The sequence below is a fragment of the Fibrella rubiginis genome (assembly GCF_017353185.1).
In the GTDB taxonomy this organism is placed as follows: Bacteria; Bacteroidota; Bacteroidia; order Cytophagales; family Spirosomataceae; genus Fibrella; species Fibrella rubiginis.
On record NZ_JAFMYV010000003.1, the window covers coordinates 56,502 to 78,963 of the forward strand.

Consider the following 22,462-nt stretch of genomic DNA (forward strand, 5'->3'; position numbering starts at 1 on the left):
GGATTATTTCTAAATAAAGGAAAAGTCTATTGATCCGCGGCTTACCTTTGTCTGTATAATTAGTCTAAATAAATGAAGGGCATTACTTACTTCTGTCTGCTCATTAGCGGATTGTTCATCCCTGCAGGTTTATTTGCGCAGGTAGCAGAACGTGGTATCCTGGAGGGTACTATCCGTTCAACCACCAGCCAAGCCATTGGTGAGGCTAACGTTGTTCTTTCTGGCCAACCGATTGGCACCAAAGCATCAGCTACAGGCGCGTACCACCTCACAGCTCCGGCAGGTAGTTACACGCTGGTAGTGAGCGCAGTTGGCTTTATTCAGCAGCCGTTGCCCATTACGGTGGTGGCCGGGCAAAAACAAGTACTCGATGTTGTGCTGACGGAACAGACCACCAGTTTACGTGAAGTAGTGGTCACGGGCGTTCGGGCTATCACGGGTATGGGTTATCTGGCCGAAATAAACGACAACGTAATTTATTCGGGTAAAAAAACGGAAGTGTTACTGCTGGATAAACTGGACGCTAATACCCCCCAAAACAACCCTCGTCAGGTATTGGGCCGGGTGCCAGGTGCCAACTATTCAGAGACCGAAGGCAGTGGCTTTCCAACCAATGGCATTGGTTTTCGAGGGCTGAATCCATCCCAATCTATTGAAACAAACACGCGCCAAAACGGCTACAACATCACTGCCGACCTCTACGGTTACCCAGAATCGTACTACCTGCCGCCACTTGAAGCCGTGGAGCGCATTGAAGTAACGCGGGGGGCCTCATCATTGCAGTTTGGGCCACAATTTGGCGGCGTCATCAATTACGTATTGCGGCAGGGTAACCCCAACGCCCGCCTCGAATCAACGGCCAGTTTAACAGGTGGCAGCTTTGGCTTTGTGAGCGCCTATTATTCATTGGGGGGCCAGTCGGGCAAATGGAACTACGTTGGTTTTGGGCAGTATAAAGCCATTAATGGGTGGCGGCCAAACTCCGACTACCGGCAGGTGTCGGCCTACGGGCGGGTGGGCTACCAGGCCAACGACCGGCTCTCGGTTGCGCTGGAGTATTCGTTACTACGAAACCGAATCCATATGCCAGGCGGCTTTACCGACGCCCAGTTTGCCACCGACAGCCGGGCGTCGTTCCGGGCACGCAACTGGCTCGAAAGCCCCTGGAACGTGCTGGCCGCTACACTCACGTATCAGTTTACGCCCCAGACAAAACTGACTGTTAAGACCACCGGCAACGCCAGCGCTCGCAACCTGGTGTGGCGCAATGAAGACGGAGGACCTGCCGCCATTGACTCGGTGAGCACCTTAACCAACCAGTACGTAAATCGCGAAGTGCAACGCGAATCATTCCTGAGTACTACCACCGAAGCCCGCCTGTTGCACGATTTTCAGCTTGGCAAACTACAGAGTACGCTGGCTACCGGTATGCGCTTTTTTTCGGGCAACATGCACCGGCAGGGTGGCGGTTTAGGTACAACCGGTACCGATTTTGACATGACCCTGCTTGACCCCCGGTATGAATATGATTTACACTTCACGACCACCAATTATGCGTTCTTTGCCGAAAACACGCTACGGCTCAACCGCCTGTCATTAACGCCAGGCTTGCGTTACGAATACCTCTATTCGACGGCGAAAGGCTACACGCCCGCCGATAACCAGGAGCCGGATGTTGAGGTAGACCAGGCTAAAAAACGGCACATTCTGCTGGCCGGCGTTGGCGCACAGTACAAGGCATCGGCTACAACCAATATCTACGCCAACTGGTCACAGGCTTACCGACCCGTTGATTATGCTAACCTGACTCCCTTTGGCTCTATTGCCAGCGTTGACCCCAACCTGAAAGACGCAAGAGGCTATAACATTGACTTGGGTTACCGAGGTTATGTGCGGGATTACTTTACCTTCGACGTGGGCGTTTTTTATCTCCAGTACACTAACCGCATTGGGCTTATTGAACGGACTGCGCCCGACGGCACCATGTTCCCCTACCGTACCAACGTAGCCAACAGCGCACACAAAGGCCTTGAATCATACCTTGAATTCAACCCCGTGAAGGCTTTTGCACGAGGCAGTCTCTACAGCCTGAGCGTGTTCAATTCGCTGGCGCTGATCGACGCCCGGTATACATCGGGTGAATTTCAGGGTAAGTATGTTGACTATGCGCCGGCGGTTATCAACAGAACAGGCCTGATAGCGGGCTATCGGGGGTTTTCTACTACACTTCTGGTCAGCTATACAAGTCAGCAGTTTAGCGATGCCAACAACAGCATACAACCTTCAGAAGACGCCGTTGCCGGATTAATTCCTGCCTATACCGTACTTGACTGGTCGGCCACGTGGCGGATTAAAACATACCAATTGCGGTTTGGCACAAATAACCTGACCGACCGCCGTTACTTCACCAAACGGACAGACGAATACCCAGGACCAGGTATTATTCCGTCTGTTGGGCGGAGCATATACGCCGGTTTCAGCATCAAATTCTAACAAGGATTCGCCTTCCTTTTAGCCTTCACAACTTGTGGCGTTAAGACCTCCCAAAGAGCAGGCTGCTCGTCAGGGAGTTGACCTCGGCATCCTGCGGAGTCCGGGGGGGCTGGTAGGCTGTAGGTATTATGCTGGTAGGCGTGGCCATCAGACCCGACATTGACACTGGAATAGCCTCTTCTTCCACCGTAATTTTCACTTTATGGCCCGCATAAAAGGTACGCAGGCGTTGCACAAACTGCTCATTGAGTTCGTTTGCTTCTAATTGGAAAATAGTTTGCATAGCGTTGAGATGTTGTTCGTCAGCTATAACTCGTTACGTAACAAAAAGTATTGACGGTCAACACTTTCTGAGCGTACGACTTTTACAGTAGGCAGCCGAGGGCAGTAGACCGTCTACACGTACCGCATCCAGACTACTTCCGGGTGAGCCGCTTTGTAGCGAGCATACCAGCGGCAGGCGGGGTAAAGCAGTACAATCAACACCAGCCAGATCAGGTACATCACGCCCAGTGAAACCCCTGCCCCCGGCGGACGGCCAAAATTGAGTGGACCAATGGGCATATCGCGGAGCGAATAACCCTGCGCCCAGATCATGATGAACATTGACAGCTTTATCAGGTACCAGTGGCACAGATAGTAGAACAGCGGCACCTTACCGTATACCGTCAGCAGGCGGGTAAGGCCATTATCGACCCCATCGAAGAGCCAGAGCAGCAAAAACATGATACCCAGCATCAGGGCTGCGTACAGCAACGAGGGCGGGTATTTGCTTACGTTGATAAATGACAGCACGGTAAACAGCGGCGTCTTCTGCACAGCCCACGGGGCCGGATCACCGTATAAATTCAGAAAACGAAGTAGAACAAAAACGCTCAGTGAAAGTCCCCCCAGGCGCAGCAAACGCGGTTTTCGGAAGCTGATTGCTTGGCTCAGCAAGGGTCCACAAGCGAAGCCCAGCAACATAATTCCGAACCAGGGAATAATAGGGTATCCCACCAAGAGCATGAAGTGAGGACTAAACGGAAATACGTCGGTTCTGAACAGCAGTGCCCATAATAACCGCGCTGGCGTGCTCACGAAGGGTGGTGCAAGCGTGAACACGTCGTGGCTAAACATAATGACCAACCCCGCCACGGCCAGCCACCGTATAGGTAGTTTGGCCAGCCACGACAACAGAATCAGCCCTATGCCAATGACAAAAATGACCTGAAGCAGCAACGACCGGAACTGCCAGTCGGTCCAGAGGGCGAAACTGATGAGCGTCAATTCAAGTCCAATCAGCACCAGTCCTCGTTTAAACAGGAAGTGCCGTGCCGGGGCGTTGGTTGTTGTGCCCCCCTGTTCGGTGCGTTTTCGGAGAGATAGGTAAGCCGACGTACCCGATAAAAAGACGAATGTGGGGGCGCAGAGATGCGTGATCCAACGTGTTAGAAAGACGGCCGCTGTGGTGGTAGACAGGTTGGTAGGGTCCTGGGTGACGGCAGGTAGGTGAAGCATGTCGCGCAGGTGGTCAATGGCCATCACCAGCATCACCAGCCCCCGTACCGTATCAATGGCAACAATGCGGTGCGCTAAAGTCGTGTTTGTTTGCATAGCAATCCTAAATAACGGAATAAGGCTAGCATTGACCTTAACTCACCACACTATTCGTGCTTACTTACACGCTCACCTGCTGCTTTGGCCTGGTGGTCATAAACTCTTTGAGGTAATACGGCTCAAAAGCCGCCAGGTCTTCGAACCGGCCATCGGCGTATGCCTCTACGGCCAGCGTACCCACCGTACGGGCCGAAGGACGGACAGGCACATCGGGGAAAATTGCATTGGAATGCGTGAGTACTGCACGTGCTTTATCAGACCCATCGCCCAGGAAAACAACGCGGTTATTGGCTAACAAATCGGCAAAAGAAGCTTCATCCAGAACCAACGCATTCGTTGCCACTAACTCCGGGCCACCCTGCTCATAAACAGCACAATACACTTCCATCCGCCGGGCGTCGATCATGGGGCAAAACAAGGTTTCGGGAGCGTAGAAAGCCCGAATCTGCTCGGTCATCGCGGCCAGTGTATTGATGCCGATCAGCGGTTTGTCGAGGGCGTAACACAGTCCTTTGGCCGTCGACACACCAATCCGCAGACCTGTGTAGGAACCCGGCCCTTTGGCTACGGCAATGGCCGATACGTCGGCCAGGGTACGGCCCGTATGCGCCACCACATCCTGCACCAGCATGGTCAGCCGCGACGAAGCCGTGCGTTCGGTATAGAGTTCGTAGCAGCCCAGTAGCTCCCCATTCAGCGTATGCAGGGCCACAGAACAAACCGTAGTGGAGGTGTCGAGGGAGAGTATCATGGCGGAGCCATGAATGCACAATGAATAATGTACAATGTATAATGGCTTCGCGCCGGAGCATCTGAGCGCGAAGCCATTATACATTGTACATTATTCATTGTGCATTCACCTTATTTTCCTTTCAAAATCTTCTCATACCGGGCCATATCGCCGAAGAGCTTCAGGGCGGCTTTCAGGTCGGGATCGGTGCCGAAGGATGATTCTTTAAGGCCTTTTTGGAAGTAATATTGGCTGGCAATTTCCCCTTCCAGTAACGTCCTGATTTCGGCCTGGAAGGTTTTCATATCCGCATCTTTGCTGTGCGACATTTTCGATTTCAGGGCTTTCAACTGATCCTGAATCTGGTCGAAGTATTTCTCTTTCTTGGCCGACGCTTCCAACGTGCCGAGGTCTTTTTCTACCTGCGTGGTGTAGTCGTACTCTTTATCACCGGCCCATTTCACAAAATCCTGATATTCGGCGTCAGTGAGGCGAAACTCACGGGCGGGCTTAATCGTGGGGTGGTCGTGATGGTATTTTACGGCGTAATCGAAAATTAGCCCTTTGCTTGTCAGGCTCTGGGCAAGTGGTGTAGGGGTAACAGCCTCGATTTCAATGTCGGGGGTTACGCCGCCACCATCGAAAACGGGTCGTCCGGCTTTTGTTTTGAAGGCCGTGCGGAGCGAATCGGCGATTTTGCCCGCGCTGCCGTCGGCGTTGCGGTGGCTATAGTCGATGGCCTGAATGCACCGTCCGCTGGGGATGTAGTATTTAGCCGTGGTGATCTTCATCCGCGTACCAAACGACAGGGGCCGCGTGGTCTGCACCAGGCCCTTGCCATACGTCCGCTGGCCAATCAGAACACCCCGGTCGTAGTCCTGGATCACGCCCGACACGATCTCGGCTGCCGAGGCCGAGTGGTTGTTGGTCAGCACGATTACGGGCATGTCGGTATCCAACGCGGGCGAGAGCGCGGCGTAGGACTTGTTCCACTCGGTCACCTTTCCCTTCGTCGTCACCACCTCCGACCCTCTGGGGATAAAGATGTTAGAGATATCAATAGCCTGATCGAGCAGCCCGCCGGGATTTTCGCGCAGGTCGAGCACGAGCTTTTTCATTCCCTTACCCTTCAGGTCCTGATACGCCGCCCTCACTTCGCGGCCTGCCGCCGCCATAAAATCTTTCAGGTCGATGTAGCCTACCTCGTCGTTGAGCATACCGTGATAGGGCACGTTGGTCATCTTCACCACGTCGCGCATCACCGACACGTCGATGGGGTCTTTCTGGCCGAACCGTTTTACGGTCAGCTTCACGGCCGTACCTGTTTGCCCACGCAGGAGCTTGCTGGGGTCTACGTCGCGACGAGCCTTGATGTCGACTCCGTCAATTTTCACGATCTCATCACCGATCTGAAGGCCTGATTTTTCGGCGGGGGTACCTTCATACAGCATCATCACGATGCTCTTGTCCTGCCGCGACCCAATCATGGCCCCGATGCCGTTGTAACGGCCCGTAGTCATGGTCATGTAATCTTCGATATCGTCTTCGGCGTAGAAGTTCGTGTACGGATCGAGCGATTTCAGCATGGCGTCGATGCTCGTTTTCACCATCCGGTTGGGGTTCACCTCGTCTACATAATACATGTTCAGTTCTTTGAACATGGTGGCGTAGATGTCGAGGTTGCGGGCGATCTCGAAAAAGCGGTCGTCCTGTTTATAGGCCGTCAGGCCGCCCGCAACGAGCAGCGCCGAGGCACCGAGTATAATCTTTTTGCGGAGCTTCATAACCTAATGTACAATGTATAATGAACAATGTACAATGCAGTTTGCAGATGTGGCTCTGCTTGAACACAGTACAATCTTACGCGAGGCTGACAATCGGTAACGCATTGTACATTGTTCATTATGCATTGTACATTCTCTTCAAGGCTAATTTCATACCTTTTTCTATCTCTTCAAACGAAATCTTAGCCTTGGCGGTATAGAGAAACGCGATAGAAGCAGGCGGGGACGTTAGCGTATGCTTATGGAGCCGGTAAGCCTCCCGAAGGCGCCGACGAATGGCATTGCGGTCAACGGCTTTTTTAAACGTCCGTTTGGGTACGCTAAATAGCACCTGGCACGTATCTGCCTGCGGTGGGGCCGTTTCGAGCGTGATCTCTTTGGCAGTGCCGTCTGTTGGTAATACTGACGTAGGCTGCCGAAAATAGATGACCCGGAATGGAAACAAGTAAAATGTCTCTGGCGGCACCGTAGACCCACTTTTCACCCGTATCGGAGTCGGCTCACCTGGTTTTGGCCGGTGAAACAACTGGTCAATGACCTTCTTGCTGGTCAGCCGTTCGGTTTTGGGGAAGGTGAAGCGCATGGATACTGTTTGTGAAAACTGGTCTGCCAAACATGCCAAACACTAAGAGGCGTTACCAAATCACGAAGCAGTGACTCGATAACGCCTCTTAGTGTTTGGCGGCTCAAACGCAAAGGGTTGCCGCACCGGCGAACCGGTCTCTGGAGTTACATCTTAAACCGGTTGCCTTTTTTCTCGTCCGAAACGGTCAGTTTCCAACGGCCTTTGGCGCGGCGGCGGGCCAATACATTCTGCCCGTTGGGCGTCGACATCCGCTCGCGGAAGCCGTGCTTATTGCGGCGCTTGCGGTTAGATGGTTGATACGTTCTTTTCATTGTATGATTCGGTAAATATGCCTGTTCCTGAATTGAGTGCGCAAAAATAGCAGATTGAATCGAGAAGGCAAAACAGAGGCTTAACTGTTTGTGCGTTTGTCCGTTTGGTTGTTGGTCTGTTGAGCAGATAACAGACAAACACACCAACAACCAAACGGACAAACCGTATTTTTGCGGACGATACGTTCAGCATCAGCCCTTTCTTCAGTTACTCCATGTTTAAACGAACAAAGATTGTTGCCACCGTTGGTCCGGCTTCAGACACCAAAGACCAGCTGTTGGCCCTTGCCCACGCGGGCGTCAACGTATTCCGGCTTAACTTTTCGCACGGCACCCACGAAGACCACCTGCAACGGTTGACCCGCATCCGCGAAATCAACGAAGAGCATAACATGAATCTCTGCGTGTTGCAGGATTTACAGGGTCCCAAAATTCGCATTGGGGCCGTAGAAGACCCCGTCAATGGCGTTCAGATTGTAGCCGGGCAGCAACTGGTGTTTACCAACGACGAAATGATTGGCACGGCCAACCGCGTCAGCACACCTTATAAAGGGATGTACCGCGACGTGCGCCCCGGCGAACGTATCTTGCTGGATGACGGAAAATTAGAAGTAAAAGTGGTAGGCGTCGATGGTACCGACGTCATTACCGAAGTGGTGTACGGCGGGCCGATGAAGTCGAAAAAAGGGGTAAACCTGCCTAACACGAAAGTGTCGATGCCCTCGGTGACGGAAAAAGACTGGGCCGATCTTGATTTCGGACTGGAACACGACGTGGAGTGGATTGCCCTCTCGTTTGTGCGGGAAGCCCAGGAGATTCTGGAGATCAAAGACTACATCGCCTCGAAGGGCAAGCTGGCCCGCGTAGTTGCCAAGATCGAGAAGCCCGAAGCCATCGCTAACATCGACGAGATTATTGCCGCCACCGACGCCATCATGGTGGCCCGTGGTGATCTGGGTGTGGAACTCCCCGCCGAAGAGGTGCCCATGATTCAGAAAATGCTGGTGGAAAAATGCAACCGGGCCGCCAAGCCCGTGATTGTGGCCACGCAGATGCTGGAAAGCATGATCGATGCCCCCCGCCCCACCCGCGCTGAAATCAACGACGTGGCCAACTCGGTGCTCGACGGTGCCGACGCGGTGATGCTCTCAGCCGAAACAGCGTCGGGCAAATACCCTGTGCTGGCGGTTGAAAATATGTCGGCCACGATTCGAAACGTAGAGGCCAGCACCGACAAGATCTATTACCGCTACCACACGCAGGTGAATGATTTTCCGAGCGAAAACGTGCTGAACGACAATGTGGTGATGAGCGCCTGCCGCCTTGCCCGCGACACCCACGCCAAAGCCGTTATTGGCATTACCACGTCGGGCTACACGGCGGTACGGCTGAGCCACCACCGGCCTAAAGCGAGCATTTTCGTGTTCTCGCCCGATGCCCGCCTGCGCAACGTGCTGGGTCTGTATTGGGGCGTACAGGTGATTCCCTTCACGCCCCAAACCGACATCACCGTCGATCAGACCGTTGAGAGCATCAAGCAAACCCTCATTGCCCAGGGCTCGCTCGAATCAGGCGATATTTTCATTAACACCCTGAGCATGCCTCTGTCTCAGCAACGCAAAACCAACACCGTCAAGCTCAGCATTGTGGATTGACCTACCATTCGTTGTATTCTAAAAAGGCCCCGCAGATTGTCTGCGGGGCCTTTTTAGAATACAACGAATGATGCCTAGGCTGATTCTCCTGCCAGTTGCAGGACGCATTTGTATAATGTTGGATGAATACGAAATCCCGCTTTCGCCCGTAAATCCATTAACAGCGGTTCTACTGCTACGATATAGCCAGCCTGCTTTGCCTGAATTAAAACCCCGAGCAATCCGACGATCCGCAAACCAAGCAACTCAGCTTCGTGGCGACCTTTCAACTCATCAATGATCAGGTAGTCGGCTCTCAACTCAACAGCTAATGCAATAGCCTCGGCTTCGCCGGGATCTAGTTCCGCTGCAAGTTTGGCAACAAGGTCTAACTGGTTTGGTACTTCTACTACCAACCAGGGCTCACTGTCAATCAACAACTGTTGGTATGGTAATTCACTAAGTTCATCGTAGACCGTCTGGGGCATAACAACCTGCCCGAAAACCTGCCTCAACAGCGCTAGTTGGCCAATTTGAAGGAGATTCGTAATAGGCGACGTATCACTAACAACCAGCATTTAGATCATCTTCAGGTTTTTCATGTCTTTTTCCAGATCATCAACCCCGAACTGAATGACAATGTCTCGATTAGCCAGTTCATGCTGGAAGGTGAGCAAATCCATACCTGCTAAACGCCGGGCCTGTCCAAGTGTGAGCCGACGGTGTTCATAGAGATAGGCGGCGAGGTCGGTACGCAACTCGTTGGGTGCTAGATGTGCCTGTTCAATGAGTTCGTCAGGAATAGTAATAGTCATAGTAAGCGTCTGGATACAGGCTGATTATGAATTGATCAAATATACAACCTTCAATAAGACGAATTGATCGCTGAGCTTTGAGTAGAACGGTCAGTAAAGTAAGGTCGGTTTATAGCGTACGGGCAGTTCCCTTTATCCGTAAACCAACATTACGATTGATCGGACCGTCGAGAGCATCAAGAAAACCCCCATTGCCTAGGGCTCGCTTGAATTAAGCGATATGTTTATCAACTCCTAAGCATGCCCTTGTCTCAGCATGGCAAAACCAACACCGTCAAGCTCAGCATTGTGGATTGACCTATTGACTTGAGCAGCCCGAGTTTTTGTCTTTCTCTATCCCCGTAAATTTAAAGTTAAACTTTAAATTTACGGGGATATGTTTGACCGTACACCTGCTACCGTACAATGTACTTTCAGTCTACTTTCGTTAGGCAATATTCACAAAACGGCTTTGCGCATCATTCGGTTGCGGAGACGACTGAGCGATTCGGGGCGGATGCCGAGGTACGAGGCAATGTAGTGTTGCGGTACACGCTCAACATAGTGCCGGTTGTCGGCCAGCGTCTTTTCGTACCGTTCCTCCGGGGTTTTCAGCAGCAGACTCGCCATTCGGTCGCCGAAACAGGTCAGCAGGTGTTCGGCGATGAGCCGACCGAAACGCTCGAATAGGGGGTGCCTCTGGTACATAGCCTGCATGTCGTTGTAGCCTAACACCAGCACCTCACCAGTTTCCATCGCCTCGATAGTCACCTCACTTGGCGACTGTCGAACAAAATCGGCGTAAGCACCTATCCAATCGTTTTCGAACGAAAAGTATGTGGTTACCTCCTCGCCGTCCATGGCCTTGTGGTAGCGAAATCCCCCGCGAACGACAAAAGCAATTTCCCGGCTAAGCTGCCCTTCGGCCACCAGCACGTCCCGTTTTTGATAGGTACGGTATTGAAGGCGCTGTTGCAGGTCGGTCCAGAGGGCTTCGTCGAGGGGTATCCATTGCAACATGGACATACGCAGGATATCAAGTTGCTCTTGCATAGTGTGAGGCATCTATTTCTTAACCATCGTCAACGAATTGGGCCTGGGCGCCCAGGTAGCTTTGTCGGGTAATTCAACAAAAACAAAGCAACAGCATGAGCACAATCAGCGCAGTTCCCAGCACCCAGAACACTAGCCAGGCTACTTTCGTTAGCCAGCAGGTGGTATTCCCCCACATTGTTGAACCCGAAGAATTTATTCTCCAGCGCCACACCCTCCCCCACCCGGCGGCGGGGCAGGTGGTTGTTCAGGTCGAGGCCAGTGGTATTTCCTTCGCCGAACAGTCGATGCGCCGGGGACGGTATCCGGGCCAACCGAAATTTCCGTTCACGCCGGGCTATGACCTTGTAGGCACGGTTGCCGCCGTTGGACCCGGTGTTGAAGCATCATTGATAGGCCAACGCGTGGCGGCTCTGACCAAAACCGGGGGTTGGGCCAGCTATGCCCTGCTTGCCGCCAGTGACCTGTTGCCCGTTCCTGTGGGTATTAACCCCGCCGATGCCGAGACACTGGTGGTGAACGGTATAACTGCCTGGCAAATGCTCCACCGCACGGCTAACGTTCGGCGGGGACAGACCATTCTGGTGCATGGTGCCAACGGCGGCGTGGGCAGCATTTTAACGCAGCTGGCTCGTCACGCTGGTGTCCGGGTAATTGGCACGGCCTCGCCCCGGCACCACCACACCCTCCGGGCGCAGGGTGTAGCACCCGTTGACTACAACGATGTAAACCTGGTTCAACGCGTTCGTGAACTTGCCCCCGACGGTATCGATGCGGCGTTTGACAATGTGGGTGGGGCGAGTGTAGATCGGTCGTTTAGCCTGCTTAAATCCGGGGGTACGCTGGTGTGCTATGCCATTGCCTCGGCCAAGAACAGTACGAAATCGATTGTGCCAAAATTCATTGCGCTACTGGCTAAACTGACCTGGTGGACTCTGATGCCCAACGGACGGAAAGTCGGTTTCTACAACATCCTGGCCGGGCGGGGTAGCAAGGCCTTTCAAACCCGCCTGCGCGACGACTTCGCCCAGCTGATGAACCTGCTGGCTGAAGAAGCAATCACCCCAAAAATAGCCGCCCGCTTTCCTTTGGAACAGATCACTGCAGCCATGCAACTTGCTGAGTCGCGCACCGTTTATGGCAAAGTACTTTTGCTGCCTAAGCATGAGGAGTAGGTTATGAAAGCCAAGCAATAATTGTATAGTATCTCAAAATCCCTAGGCTCGGTAAATCCCACTTACTCACTAGACATGAAACTAATCGGTTTTTAACGGCGGTTGATACATACCGATGTCCGGCTTTTCCGGATGGCGACAACTGAATACAAACCGCTTTATTCCATGTTACTTCATTACAAACCAGGCCGGTGGGGGGCAGTTGCTCTTCTTTGGCTTCTCAGCGTAGCCGTGGGCTTCGCGCAGGGCGTGCAGGGGCGCGTGACCGACACCAAAACCAATTCTTCATTGCCCGGCGTGACCGTCTTTGTGGTCGGTACCAACACGGGGGCTTCTACAGATGCCGATGGGAATTATACCATCAGGCTCAATCCGGGTACGTATACGCTGCGCTTTTCCTTTGTGGGCTACGACAACATAGAACGCCCCGTCACCGTGACAGAGTCGGGCAACGCGACCGTCAACGTGTCGCTGGGCGAAGGACTGGCCAGTCTGGACGAAGTGGTGGTCATTGGCTCACGCGCCGCCACCGCCCGCAGCAACATCCAAACGCCGGTGCCCGTCGATGTGATTGGCGCGAAAGAAATGCGTTCCTACGCCCAAACCGACGTAACGCAGATTCTGAACTTCATTGCGCCCTCGTTTAGCTCGAACCGGCAGGCCGTATCCGATGGTACCGACCACATCGACCCAGCCTCTCTGCGCGGCCTGGGCCCCGATCAGGTGCTGGTGCTGGTAAACGGCAAGCGGCGGCACAACACGGCCCTTGTGAACATCAACGGCACCTTTGGCCGGGGGACGGTAGGTACCGACATGAACGCGATTCCCGTGGCAGCCATTGAACGGATCGAGGTGCTGCGCGATGGGGCAGCGGCGCAATACGGCTCGGATGCCATTGCCGGGGTGATCAACATTGTATTAAAGAAAAATACGCCCTGGAGCGTGTCAGCACAGTATGGGCAGTCGGCCAGCCATAGTAACGAACTGAACAAGTCGTTTACGGATGGCAAAACGGTGCAGGTCGATCTGAGCAAAGGTTTCCAGATCGGGCAGAAAGGTTTTGTCAGCTTTGGGGCGCAATACCTGGACCGGGGAGCCACCAACCGCGGCGGCATCGACACACGGCCACTGCTCTACTCGACTCTGCCGACGCGGGGAGCTACCGAAACAGATGCCGACTTCCAGGTACGGTATGCCGCGCTTAAAACCACCGACGACGCCAAAGCGCAGGCGGCGGGGCTGGACCGCAACAACATGCGGGTGGGCAATGCACAACTACGCAACATCGGGTTTATGGCTAATGGGCAGTTTGCGGTCAGCCCCCAGACAGACGTGTATTTTCAGACGGGCCTGACCAACAAACTGGGTACCGGCGCGGCTTTTTACCGGTTGCCCTCGCAGGCTACGCAGAGTGATCTGACGCTGTACCCGAACGGTTTCCTGCCCCTCATCAACACCAACGTATACGACATATCGGGGTCGGTGGGTGCGAAAGGGCAGTTTGGTACCGGCTGGCGGTGGGACCTGAGCAACACCTACGGCGGCAACAGCATCCGGTTCGACATCAGCAACACCCTCAACGCGTCGCTACCGCTGGGCACCAGTCCGTCGTCGTTCTATGCGGGCACGTTGCAGTTTGCGCAGAACACCAGCAACCTCGACATCAGCCGCCGGTTTGCGCTGGGGGGCAGCACGTCGCGGGGCATCAACACGGCGTTTGGCGTCGAACACCGGATCGACAATTTCCGCATCACGCCGGGTGAAGAACTGTCGTACTCGCGCGGTTTCCCCGACGGGCAGAATTTCCGGGGCAACAACGCGGCAGGGGCGCAGGGTTTTCCGGGCTACAAGCCGTCGAATGCGGTGAACAAGTCGCGCAACAACACGGGCGTGTATGCCGACGTGGAGGCCGAACTGGGACCGCGCCTATTGCTGGAAGCCGCAGGCCGTTACGAGAATTACAGCGATTTTGGGCCGAATTTCTCGTATAAAGCCACCGGTCGCCTGTCGCTCATTGAAGACCTGGCCCTGCGCGGGGCGGTGGCCACAGGCTTCCGGGCGCCGAGTCTGCACCAGCGGTATTTCAACAGCGAGAGCACGCAGTTTGTCAACAGTGTACCGCGGCAGGTGCTGACGGTAAACAACGACAGCCCCATTGTGGGCTTGTTTGGCGTGGGTAGTCTGCGGCCCGAACTCTCGAAAAGCTACAGCCTGGGCCTGACCGGCAAACGGGGTAGCTTCTCCTTTACGGTAGATGCGTACCAGATCGACATCACGAACCGGATTGTGTTTTCGAGCCAGTTCAACCGCGAATCGGGCAACCTGAACGTTGGTACGGTCAACCAGATTCTGAACACCGTTGACCCCGTTCAGGTCATTACCCAACCCACCGGCACCACGGCGCAGGTGGCCAACATCAATACGGTGCAGTTCTTCACCAATGCCATTAACACCACCACGCGCGGTATCGACATTGTCCTGAACGAACGGATACGATTTGGCGCTAACACACTGACACTGAGCGTCGCCGCCAATTTCAACAAGACACTAGTCACCAACATTGCCGTACCCACCGAGCTGTCGAGCAACACGGCGGTGGCGAATAGTTTGTTCGACCGGCAGGAACGGTCACGGTTCGAGAGTTCGGTGCCCCGCAGCAAAATCAACCTGAGTGCGGGCTATGCGTTCGGTCGCTGGAATGTGTTTGCGCGGTCGGTGCGGTTCGGCGAGGTCACGTACCTCAGCCCCACCTCACCTTACCTGCCCAATGGTAACCGCACGCAGGTAGCGGGCCAGGATTATCCGTTTGAAAACGACCAGACGTTTTCGGCCAAATGGATTACCGATCTGACCGTGAGCTACAATGTGACCAAAGCTGCGCAGCTTCAGGTGGGGGCCAATAACCTCTTCGACGTGTACCCTGACCGTCTTTATATCAACCCGCGCAACAATGCCAGTAACCTGTCGGGCCTTGCGTCGCAGAGCTACAGTGGTGCTTTAGACAATACCTCCAACGGGCGGTTTGTTTACAGTCGCGCCGTGCAGCAATTCGGGTTTAATGGCCGGTTTGTGTTCGCCAGAGCCAGTTACAGCTTCTAGACCCGGTTCTGCTGCTCACCGTTTCCGGCTTTCGGGTGGTGAGCAGCAGACGCCCGGCTACCTGGCCTTAAAAAACTGATCGACTTTGCGGTTGAATTCGTCGGCGTGGTCAATGAGCGTGGCGTGGCCGCTGTCGGGTAAAATCCAGAGTTGGGCGTGGGGAATATGCTGGAAAATAGCCACCGTATGCTGCGCCACGATCACGTCGCGGTCGCCCGCCACAATCAGCGACGGGCAACGAACAGCCTGCAGGGCTGTAAACGGAATGTTGGGCTGTAGCACGTCGAGAACAAACACTTTCCAGTCGTTCTTTTCTTTCGCCGTAGTCAGCACTTTATCCCTGTTTTGGGTATAAGCCTTCTGCTGCTGTTTCCATAGCGACGGCACCAACGCGGTTGAATCGGGCGTGATATTGGCGCCCGTAGCAACCAGCCGACGTACCTTCCGGGGGTGGCGCAGGGCTAACAACAGGGCATTGATACCCCCGTCGCTCCACCCAATCACGTCTGCCGAATCGACCTTCATCGTGGTGAGCAGGGCCGCAAAGTCGTCGGCCATCATCTCGAAGCTAAGCGAATCGCCAGGGTCAACAGACTTGCCATGCGCCCGGCTATCGACCGCAATGACACGGCGGCTTTTGGCGAAGTAGGGAATGGTTTTGCTAAAATCGTTCAGGCTACCCCCGTTGCCGTGAATAAGCAGCAACGGCTTCCCTGCACCGTATTCTTCCACATACAGCTTTACCCTGTTTACGGCATAGTATTTCCCCACTTTGGCATTGTTGCCGTAGGGTATCTGCGCCAGCGTGGGCAGGGTCAGCAGAAGAAGCAAAACGATTTTCATAAATGTGAGGGTAACCCTAGCACCATGACCTGATCATAGTGCCGGTTGATGTGGAAACGCAGGAACTCGAACCGCTGGCGAACGTCGAGAGGGCCGGAGATGGGGTGCGGATGAATGAGCGTTTCCCAATCTTCGTGGACCAGGGCGTGGCCCAGGTCCGTTAGCGGCTGCTGCAAACTCGCCAGCGCCGACAGCCAGAACGCCGACGGACCACCCATGCGCGGAGCGGCAATGGCTGGTACCACTTCTTTGGGCTGCCAGGTGCGGGCCACAATCTCTTCAATAGGCAACCCCCTGTGCACCAATTCACCCGTCCAGACGGGCGTACCGGCCTGTTTGGCGTGGAAAGCCCGCCACATACCCCAAATACCCCCGTGTTCGGCCCAGTAGAGGTGTTCGGTATTATCAACCGCGCTCCACACTTCGGCGGCGGGTTTCCAGTGAGCCTGCTCTTCGGTCAGTTTAGCAACGGCATCGATGTAGCGCGTTCGGGCAAGGGCTACGTCGTGCAGGAGTTGGTCAATGGCATTCATAGGGGCGAATTTTCTGACTAATTACCGTTTTTCGCGTTTCATTACAACGCGCTATTGATAAAGCGTATGCTCATGCCCACCTCCGTTTACATCGGCGTCGATATTGGCACCACCAATTTGAAAGCACTGGCCATTCACGCCCGCAGCAGTGCCATTGTGGCCCACGCCGCCCGACCCGTGGAAACGCTGTCGCCAAAGCCGGATTTCGCCGAACAAAACCCGGATCAGCTTTGGGGCCTGTTGCTGGAAGCCATGACTGAACTTGACAAAGAGCTGCCTGATTCTGTGACTATTGCGGGGGTTTGTTTCAGCACGGCCATGCACAGTCTGCTGGCCGTCGATGAGGCGGGTAAGCCTCTTACCAACGCCCTGATCTGGTCTGACAACCGCGCGGTGCAGGAGGCTGCAACGATCAAAAAAGACCATGCCGACCTGTACCAGAGTATCGGCGTGCCTATTCACCCCATGTTGCCACTGTGTAAGCTGGCGTGGTTTGGTCGGACAAACCCGCGTCTGCTGAAACGCGCTACCCGCTGGATTTCCCTTAAAGAATACATCTGGTGGAAGCTGACTGGCCGCTACGAAATCGACTACGCCATGGCGGGGGCAACGGGCCTGTTCAACAGTCCGAAGGGCGTCTGGCACACGCCCGTCCTTACGCTGGCAGGCGTTCATACTGAGCAGCTATCGACCCCCGTCGATACGACCCATACAGTGCCCTACAACCCTCCGGCCAATGGGGCAATGCCGGGCCTTCGGGCGGGGGTTCCGCTGGTCATCGGGGCCTCAGACGGGTGTTTGGCTAACGTGGGGGCGGGGGCACTGGAGCCGGGCATTACCACCATCACCATCGGCACAAGCGGGGCCGTGCGGCGCACCAGTCCGCGCCCCATCCGCGACGCGCAGGCCCGGCTGTTTTCCTACATGCTGCATCACGGCAACCGGCAGCAGCCCACGCTCTATGCCGTGGGCGGACCCACCAACAACGGGGCCAACGTACTGCAATGGGTAGCAGAGAAACTACTGCACTTGCCTGTTGATGAAGCACTTAAACAAGCCGCCGACATACCAGCAGGGGCCGATGGGCTGTTGTTTCTGCCTTACCTGCACGGCGAACGGGCACCGCTTTGGGATGCCTCCGTGCGAGGGTCGTTTCGGGGTTTAGACTATGCCCACTCGTCGGCGCACATGGCGCGGGCGGCGCTGGAAGGGGTGCTGTTCAACCTCCGCCGTATCGACCTGTTGCTGGCCCGCCACGCCGGTCCCACCCGCGTGATTCATGCCAACGGTGGTTTTGCCCAATCGCCCTATTGGGTGCAGATGATGGCCGACATTTTTGGGGTACCCGTACGGCTCAATGCCAGCAACGAAAGCAGCGGCATCGGTGCGGCCATGATGGCCCGTTTCGCCCTCGCCGAACCGCCCACGACCCTGGCCGAGTTGGCTAAAACAGTTCATTTTGGGCAGACATTTACCCCCAACCCCGCCACCGTAAAGGGCTATCAGCAGCAGTACAAACAGTTCGAGGCCTTGATTGGGGGGTGAGGCCAGGGGCTGGTCAAGATGCCCTATCCTGATCGGCTACGATCCTTTCCTCCCTCCTCCTTTTCTCCGTATCTTCCCCAAAAATAGACCCCCGTACCACTCATGGATTTTCTCAATACCCTGTTGCTTCTCACGGTTGGCGTGGCGGGTGGCGTTGGCCTCACCACGCTGCTGCGCCCAAAGCCAGCTACGGCCGTTACCGACGTGCGCCACGAGTCGACATTGCTACTGGAGCGGATCGAAAAGGTGTTTAAGGTGGTCATGGCCGAGGGGTACTTTTCGGAGATCTATAATTACCAGGATCAGAAGACGTTCCTGTACGTGTTCAGCGACCCCAAAAAGGCTATGATCATCGCCAAGTCGAAGGTGCTGGTAGGCTTCGATTTCCAGAAAGTACGGTTTCGTCTGCCCGAAGCCACGGGAGGCCAGCCCGGCGATAAAACGCTGGTGGTGGAAGCCTTTCCCGAACCCGAAATCCTGTCGATTGATACCGATTATAAGTTCTACGACATACAGTCGGGCATTTTGAATCATTTTAGCAGCGAGACCTATACCAGTATCCTCGACGACGCTAAACAGGCCATGCAAACCCGCGCCATGGAGAGCGACCTGCCCCGCATTGCCAACAATCAGATTCAGTACATGATGTACCAGCTCGCCGGGTCGATGGGCTGGGCACTGCAACTCCCCGAAGGCGACCAACGCAAAATTGAGGCGCTGGACGAGGGGAAGGGAATTGAGGATATTCAATGAATAATGAACCATGTACAATAAGGTCCGACAGGCCGGTTTCGCGCTCTGATTGGACTACGCGAAACCGGCCTGTCGGACCTTATTGTACATGGTTCATTATTCATTGTACATTCATCCTCCTCACCTGTCAGACCGAAACGCGGCACCTAACACCGCCGACGCCTGCGTTTTACCACTGGAAAAGCACCTTCGCCCCTACCCCGTCTGACAGTATCGTTTTGCGCGAAACAGGCACCCATACATTGTACGTACGGTTTTTCGATGTCGATTGGGATGACGCGACTCAGCAAGCCATGCCCAAAGCAATGGTGATTTTTCGGGTAAAACCAACCGTAGCGCAGGTAGTGCCAGTGGTGTTCATCACCAACCAAACTTTGCTGCACCTGTCGCCTACGGGTGTACCGGCGCTGGCCCGGAAGCTGGTGCAGAAGGTGCAGCAAATGGCAGCAAAACAGTGTATTCCGTATCAGGAAATTCAACTTGACTGTGACTGGACACGGAGCAGCCGAAGCCGCTATTTTGCACTACTGCGCGCCATTCAGCAGGAGGCCAAGGTGCCGTTGTCGGCCACAATCCGGCTACATCAGGTGAAATTTGTGGCGCAGACGGGGGTGCCGCCCGTGGCGCGGGGTATGCTCATGGCCTACAACATGACCGACTGGAAACGCCCCGGCACCCGCAATTCCATCCTTGACCTGACCGAACTGCGTCGCTACACGCCCTACCTGCCCGGCTACCCCCTCCCGCTCGATCTGGCCCTGCCCCTGTTTCGGTGGACGGTGGTGTTCCGCAACAACCGGGTGATGACACTGCTCAACAACGTAGACGGGAATGCGCTGCATGCCCAAACCGCACTTACTCCCCAACCCGATTCCACGCGCTTTGTGGTAACCCGCGATACCATGGCCCTGGGCATCTCGCTGCGCAGGGGCGATCTGCTACGCACAGAAGCCTGCCGGCCAGTGGATTTAGAGGCAGCCAAAGCGCTTGTTCTGGCGCAATTGCCAGATCAAAAACGTACGTTTACATTCTACCACCTCGATGCTGCCGTTCTCAATGCCTACCCCCCTGCTACCCTCAAAAAGCTCATTTTATCACCGCCTGATCAAGCTCCGTAGACCGCTGTTGCTGATCGCTATACTCATCGGTTTCGCCTGCACGTCGAGCGACGAATCGTACTTCAAAAGTTTTTTCCAGCCCGAAGCCGCCACCATCAAACCCGACGACCGGGCTTACCTTTTTACCCCACTGCTTTACAATTCTGACTATGCTGGCTTCGACGATGGGCAGCTGGACGATTCGCTCTCGACGATGGCGAACGCAGCATCCTGGGCAACGTATCTGGGCGCTACATATACCAACAGCCAGATTACCAAAGCATTAACTGATTCGCTGGCAGGTCAGCAACTGCTGGAACGGTTGGCGAACAGCAACCCGTCAGCGGCCAATTACCTTCGTTTTGCCTTCGATGTCCAGGCCGCAGAACCGGCGGGCGACCCGTGGAACCGAACACCAGGCGACACCGTACAACTGGCGAAGCTAGCCAAACAGGCCCGTGATCTGGCAACAGCGACTGCCGATCCATTTTTAGCAGAACGGTATGCGTTTCAGGCCGTAAAACTGGCCGACGAAGCCGGTGATTACAGCAACAGCCGCCACTACTATGCGCAACTGATTCAGCCCCTGAAAAACAAAACGTTTATCAGCGGCTGGGCACGGTGCCGACAGGCGGGGGCACTGCTGTCGCTGGGCGAAAAAGACCGGGCCTTATTCGAGTTTGCTCAGGTATTTGCCAACTGCCCCAGCCGTCGCCATGCCGCCGAACGCAGTCTCCGCATACATGGGCTGCGCTTCACCGAAAAAGCCCTTGACCTGGCCAAAACCGATGCCGAACGGCTGGCCGTGTATGCTGTCTGCGCCATCCAGCCCAAGCAGGATGCCCTGCCCCTGCTGGAAAAAATGGTGGCCCTCGACCCGAAAAACACCCTCAACGAACTGGTTTTCGCCCGCGAGATCAACCGCAACGAGTATTATTTCGACCAGAAAACGTACCCCGGCTACGTCGACGACCAGACCCGGCCAGATTCCGTTGCTTTTGAAAACCGCCGCCGGTCGCTGCCCGACTACACGCAGAAGCTGCTGGCGTTTGCGCAGGATGCCGCTAAAAACACGACCCTGGGCAACCCCGCCTTCTACCTAACCGCCGCCGCCTACCTCCACTACCTCGCCGGTGATTATACCAACGCCAAAACCACCCTCGACGAAGCCGCCAAACAGCCCAACGGCAACAAATCGCTGGCGCAGCAAATTGCCCTGCAACAGATGCTGCTGCTGTCGGCGCAGCCGGGCGCTCCCGATGCCACATCCGAAACGCAGTTTGTGAGCTACCTGACGCAGTTTAAAGAAGCTGTTGCGCCCAAAAAAGGGGAAGACTACAATCCTTTTGAAGTGAACTTCCGGTTTACCAACGCGCTCACGGCGGCGAGTCAGCAGATGGCCAACCGGTATCTGGGTGTTGCCGAAACGGGCAAATCGTCGGGCGGGTGGCTGTCGGGTTGTAGCTCGAAAAAGGCCGAAACGGCCGTGTCGGGGCCAAATCTGGCTAAAGCGTTTGTGCTACGGGTGCTTTCGGCGGGGGGTGTCGACGGCTTTTTTTATGGCTACGGCGGCGAAGTCACGGCGCTGGAAGATACCACCAACGCGCAGGCCGCACAGGCTCTAACCGAGTACGTAGCCAGCCCCGCCGGTGAGTTCGACGAACGGCTGGTTAAGCTCGCTGGGGTCGATGCCGACTATGCCTTTCAGTTGTTGGGCAGACGCCATATGGCCGAGGGCAATTACGAGGCCGCGGCAGTGGCGTTTGCCAACGTAAAACCCGCCAGTTGGCAGAACGAAGCGTTTAGCCAGTTTATGACCGTGAACCCGTTTACGGTAAAGATGCCCGACGAAGGCAAACCCAAAACGCCCTATTCACCCCTCCAGTTTGTCCGGCGCATGGCCGATTTACAAACCAAAGCCAAACAGGCCAGGGCCGCCAACAAGACCGGCGACGACGTAGCGCAATTGCATTATGAACTGGGCTGCGGGGCGTATAACCTCAGCTACTGGGGCAACGCCTGGCTCCTGAACCACCGCCGCTGGAGTGCCGGGGAAGCCATGTTCTACGGTGCCTCTCCGGCCGATATGGCCCGCGCTCTCGCTGATCCCTACTACACAAACAGCATTGCCCAGACCCATTTTGAGCAGGCCGCGAAAGAGGCAAAAACGCCCGAACTAGCCGCCAAAGCTACGTATATGGCCGCCCGCTGTCTGGACGATGCGTTGCGCGTACGCCGCGAAGCCGAGCGCGAAAAAACCGGTACCTACGTGGCGGATGATGATGTGGCGTTCACCGAAAAAATGAACAGGATCGCCCAAAGCGACTACAGCGGTCAGGCAACGGCCTTCCGGCAGCAATACCTCAACACCCGCTTTGCCAGGGACATGGAAACGCATTGCGCGTTGTATCGGGACATAATTAAGTAGGAACG

At 55.2% G+C, this 22,462-nt stretch carries 19 protein-coding genes; 8 read left to right on the forward strand and 11 right to left on the reverse strand.

Annotated features, from left to right (window positions below; genetic code table 11):
- Nucleotides 1–72: 72 nt before the first annotated feature.
- Entirely contained in the window at nucleotides 73–2,493 is a 2,421-nt protein-coding gene (locus J2I47_RS07090) for a TonB-dependent receptor (RefSeq protein WP_207363877.1), read from the forward strand.
- Between the two features lie 40 nt (nucleotides 2,494–2,533).
- Here J2I47_RS07090 and J2I47_RS07095 read toward each other — a convergent pair whose 3' ends face one another.
- The 6 genes from J2I47_RS07095 to rpmH all read right to left on the reverse strand — a co-directional run bounded on the left by J2I47_RS07095 (nucleotide 2,534) and on the right by rpmH (nucleotide 7,503).
- Nucleotides 2,534–2,776 carry a hypothetical protein gene (locus J2I47_RS07095; RefSeq protein WP_207363878.1) on the reverse strand — a complete coding sequence of 81 codons (243 nt, stop codon included), beginning with the start codon at nucleotides 2,774–2,776 and terminating at the stop codon, nucleotides 2,534–2,536.
- A gap of 113 nt (nucleotides 2,777–2,889) precedes the next feature.
- Nucleotides 2,890–4,089, reverse strand: a complete 1,200-nt coding sequence (locus J2I47_RS07100; RefSeq protein WP_207363879.1) for an acetyltransferase domain-containing protein — start codon at nucleotides 4,087–4,089, stop codon at nucleotides 2,890–2,892.
- 64 nt (nucleotides 4,090–4,153) lie between these two features.
- Nucleotides 4,154–4,843, reverse strand: a complete 690-nt coding sequence (gene tsaB / locus J2I47_RS07105) for a tRNA (adenosine(37)-N6)-threonylcarbamoyltransferase complex dimerization subunit type 1 TsaB (RefSeq protein ID WP_207363880.1) — start codon at nucleotides 4,841–4,843, stop codon at nucleotides 4,154–4,156.
- Nucleotides 4,844–4,953: 110 nt separating this feature from the next.
- Entirely contained in the window at nucleotides 4,954–6,606 is a 1,653-nt protein-coding gene (locus J2I47_RS07110) for a S41 family peptidase (protein ID WP_207363881.1), read from the reverse strand.
- Between the two features lie 118 nt (nucleotides 6,607–6,724).
- Nucleotides 6,725–7,189, reverse strand: coding sequence for a ribonuclease P protein component (gene rnpA, locus J2I47_RS07115; RefSeq protein WP_207363882.1), 465 nt, complete (start codon nucleotides 7,187–7,189; stop codon nucleotides 6,725–6,727).
- A gap of 146 nt (nucleotides 7,190–7,335) precedes the next feature.
- Nucleotides 7,336–7,503, reverse strand: a complete 168-nt coding sequence (rpmH, locus tag J2I47_RS07120; RefSeq protein ID WP_207334598.1) for a 50S ribosomal protein L34 — start codon at nucleotides 7,501–7,503, stop codon at nucleotides 7,336–7,338.
- Nucleotides 7,504–7,718: 215 nt separating this feature from the next.
- On the opposite strand from rpmH, the gene pyk reads away from it, so the two are divergent.
- Nucleotides 7,719–9,158 carry a pyruvate kinase gene (gene pyk, locus J2I47_RS07125; RefSeq protein ID WP_207363883.1) on the forward strand — a complete coding sequence of 480 codons (1,440 nt, stop codon included), beginning with the start codon at nucleotides 7,719–7,721 and terminating at the stop codon, nucleotides 9,156–9,158.
- 74 nt (nucleotides 9,159–9,232) lie between these two features.
- Here pyk and J2I47_RS07130 read toward each other — a convergent pair whose 3' ends face one another.
- From J2I47_RS07130 to J2I47_RS07140, 3 genes are all read right to left on the reverse strand, one after another.
- Entirely contained in the window at nucleotides 9,233–9,715 is a 483-nt protein-coding gene (locus J2I47_RS07130; RefSeq protein WP_207363884.1) for a PIN domain-containing protein, read from the reverse strand.
- Complete coding sequence (locus J2I47_RS07135) at nucleotides 9,716–9,952, reverse strand: UPF0175 family protein (RefSeq protein ID WP_207363885.1); 237 nt, start codon at nucleotides 9,950–9,952, stop codon at nucleotides 9,716–9,718. It abuts the gene before it with no gap.
- Nucleotides 9,953–10,390: 438 nt separating this feature from the next.
- Nucleotides 10,391–10,984: a Crp/Fnr family transcriptional regulator gene (locus J2I47_RS07140; RefSeq protein WP_207363886.1), complete on the reverse strand. Its 594-nt coding sequence runs from the start codon at nucleotides 10,982–10,984 to the stop codon at nucleotides 10,391–10,393.
- A gap of 95 nt (nucleotides 10,985–11,079) precedes the next feature.
- Between J2I47_RS07140 and J2I47_RS07145 the strand changes: the two genes are divergently transcribed.
- Both J2I47_RS07145 and J2I47_RS07150 read left to right on the forward strand, forming a co-directional pair.
- Complete coding sequence (locus J2I47_RS07145) at nucleotides 11,080–12,159, forward strand: medium chain dehydrogenase/reductase family protein (RefSeq protein WP_207363887.1); 1,080 nt, start codon at nucleotides 11,080–11,082, stop codon at nucleotides 12,157–12,159.
- A 165-nt stretch (nucleotides 12,160–12,324) separates the two neighbouring features.
- On the forward strand, nucleotides 12,325–15,258 hold the full coding sequence (locus J2I47_RS07150; RefSeq protein ID WP_207363888.1) for a TonB-dependent receptor: 2,934 nt from the start codon (nucleotides 12,325–12,327) through the stop codon (nucleotides 15,256–15,258).
- Between the two features lie 57 nt (nucleotides 15,259–15,315).
- Here J2I47_RS07150 and J2I47_RS07155 read toward each other — a convergent pair whose 3' ends face one another.
- A complete protein-coding gene (locus tag J2I47_RS07155) occupies nucleotides 15,316–16,101 on the reverse strand; it encodes an alpha/beta fold hydrolase (RefSeq protein ID WP_207363889.1) in 786 nt (261 codons plus the stop codon).
- The gene (locus J2I47_RS07160) at nucleotides 16,098–16,634 is read right to left on the reverse strand and encodes a DinB family protein (protein WP_207363890.1); all 537 of its coding nucleotides are present in this window, start codon (nucleotides 16,632–16,634) and stop codon (nucleotides 16,098–16,100) included. Before J2I47_RS07160 ends, J2I47_RS07155 begins: the two co-directional genes overlap by 4 nt.
- Nucleotides 16,635–16,706: 72 nt before the next feature.
- Between J2I47_RS07160 and J2I47_RS07165 the strand changes: the two genes are divergently transcribed.
- From J2I47_RS07165 to J2I47_RS07180, 4 genes are all read left to right on the forward strand, one after another.
- A complete protein-coding gene (locus J2I47_RS07165) occupies nucleotides 16,707–18,179 on the forward strand; it encodes a gluconokinase (protein ID WP_207363891.1) in 1,473 nt (490 codons plus the stop codon).
- Nucleotides 18,180–18,281: 102 nt separating this feature from the next.
- Nucleotides 18,282–18,932: a DUF4230 domain-containing protein gene (locus J2I47_RS07170; RefSeq protein WP_207363892.1), complete on the forward strand. Its 651-nt coding sequence runs from the start codon at nucleotides 18,282–18,284 to the stop codon at nucleotides 18,930–18,932.
- A gap of 293 nt (nucleotides 18,933–19,225) precedes the next feature.
- Complete coding sequence (locus J2I47_RS07175; protein WP_207363893.1) at nucleotides 19,226–20,050, forward strand: hypothetical protein; 825 nt, start codon at nucleotides 19,226–19,228, stop codon at nucleotides 20,048–20,050.
- The gene (locus tag J2I47_RS07180) at nucleotides 19,974–22,457 is read left to right on the forward strand and encodes a hypothetical protein (protein ID WP_207363894.1); all 2,484 of its coding nucleotides are present in this window, start codon (nucleotides 19,974–19,976) and stop codon (nucleotides 22,455–22,457) included. Before J2I47_RS07175 ends, J2I47_RS07180 begins: the two co-directional genes overlap by 77 nt.
- Nucleotides 22,458–22,462: the final 5 nt, after the last annotated feature.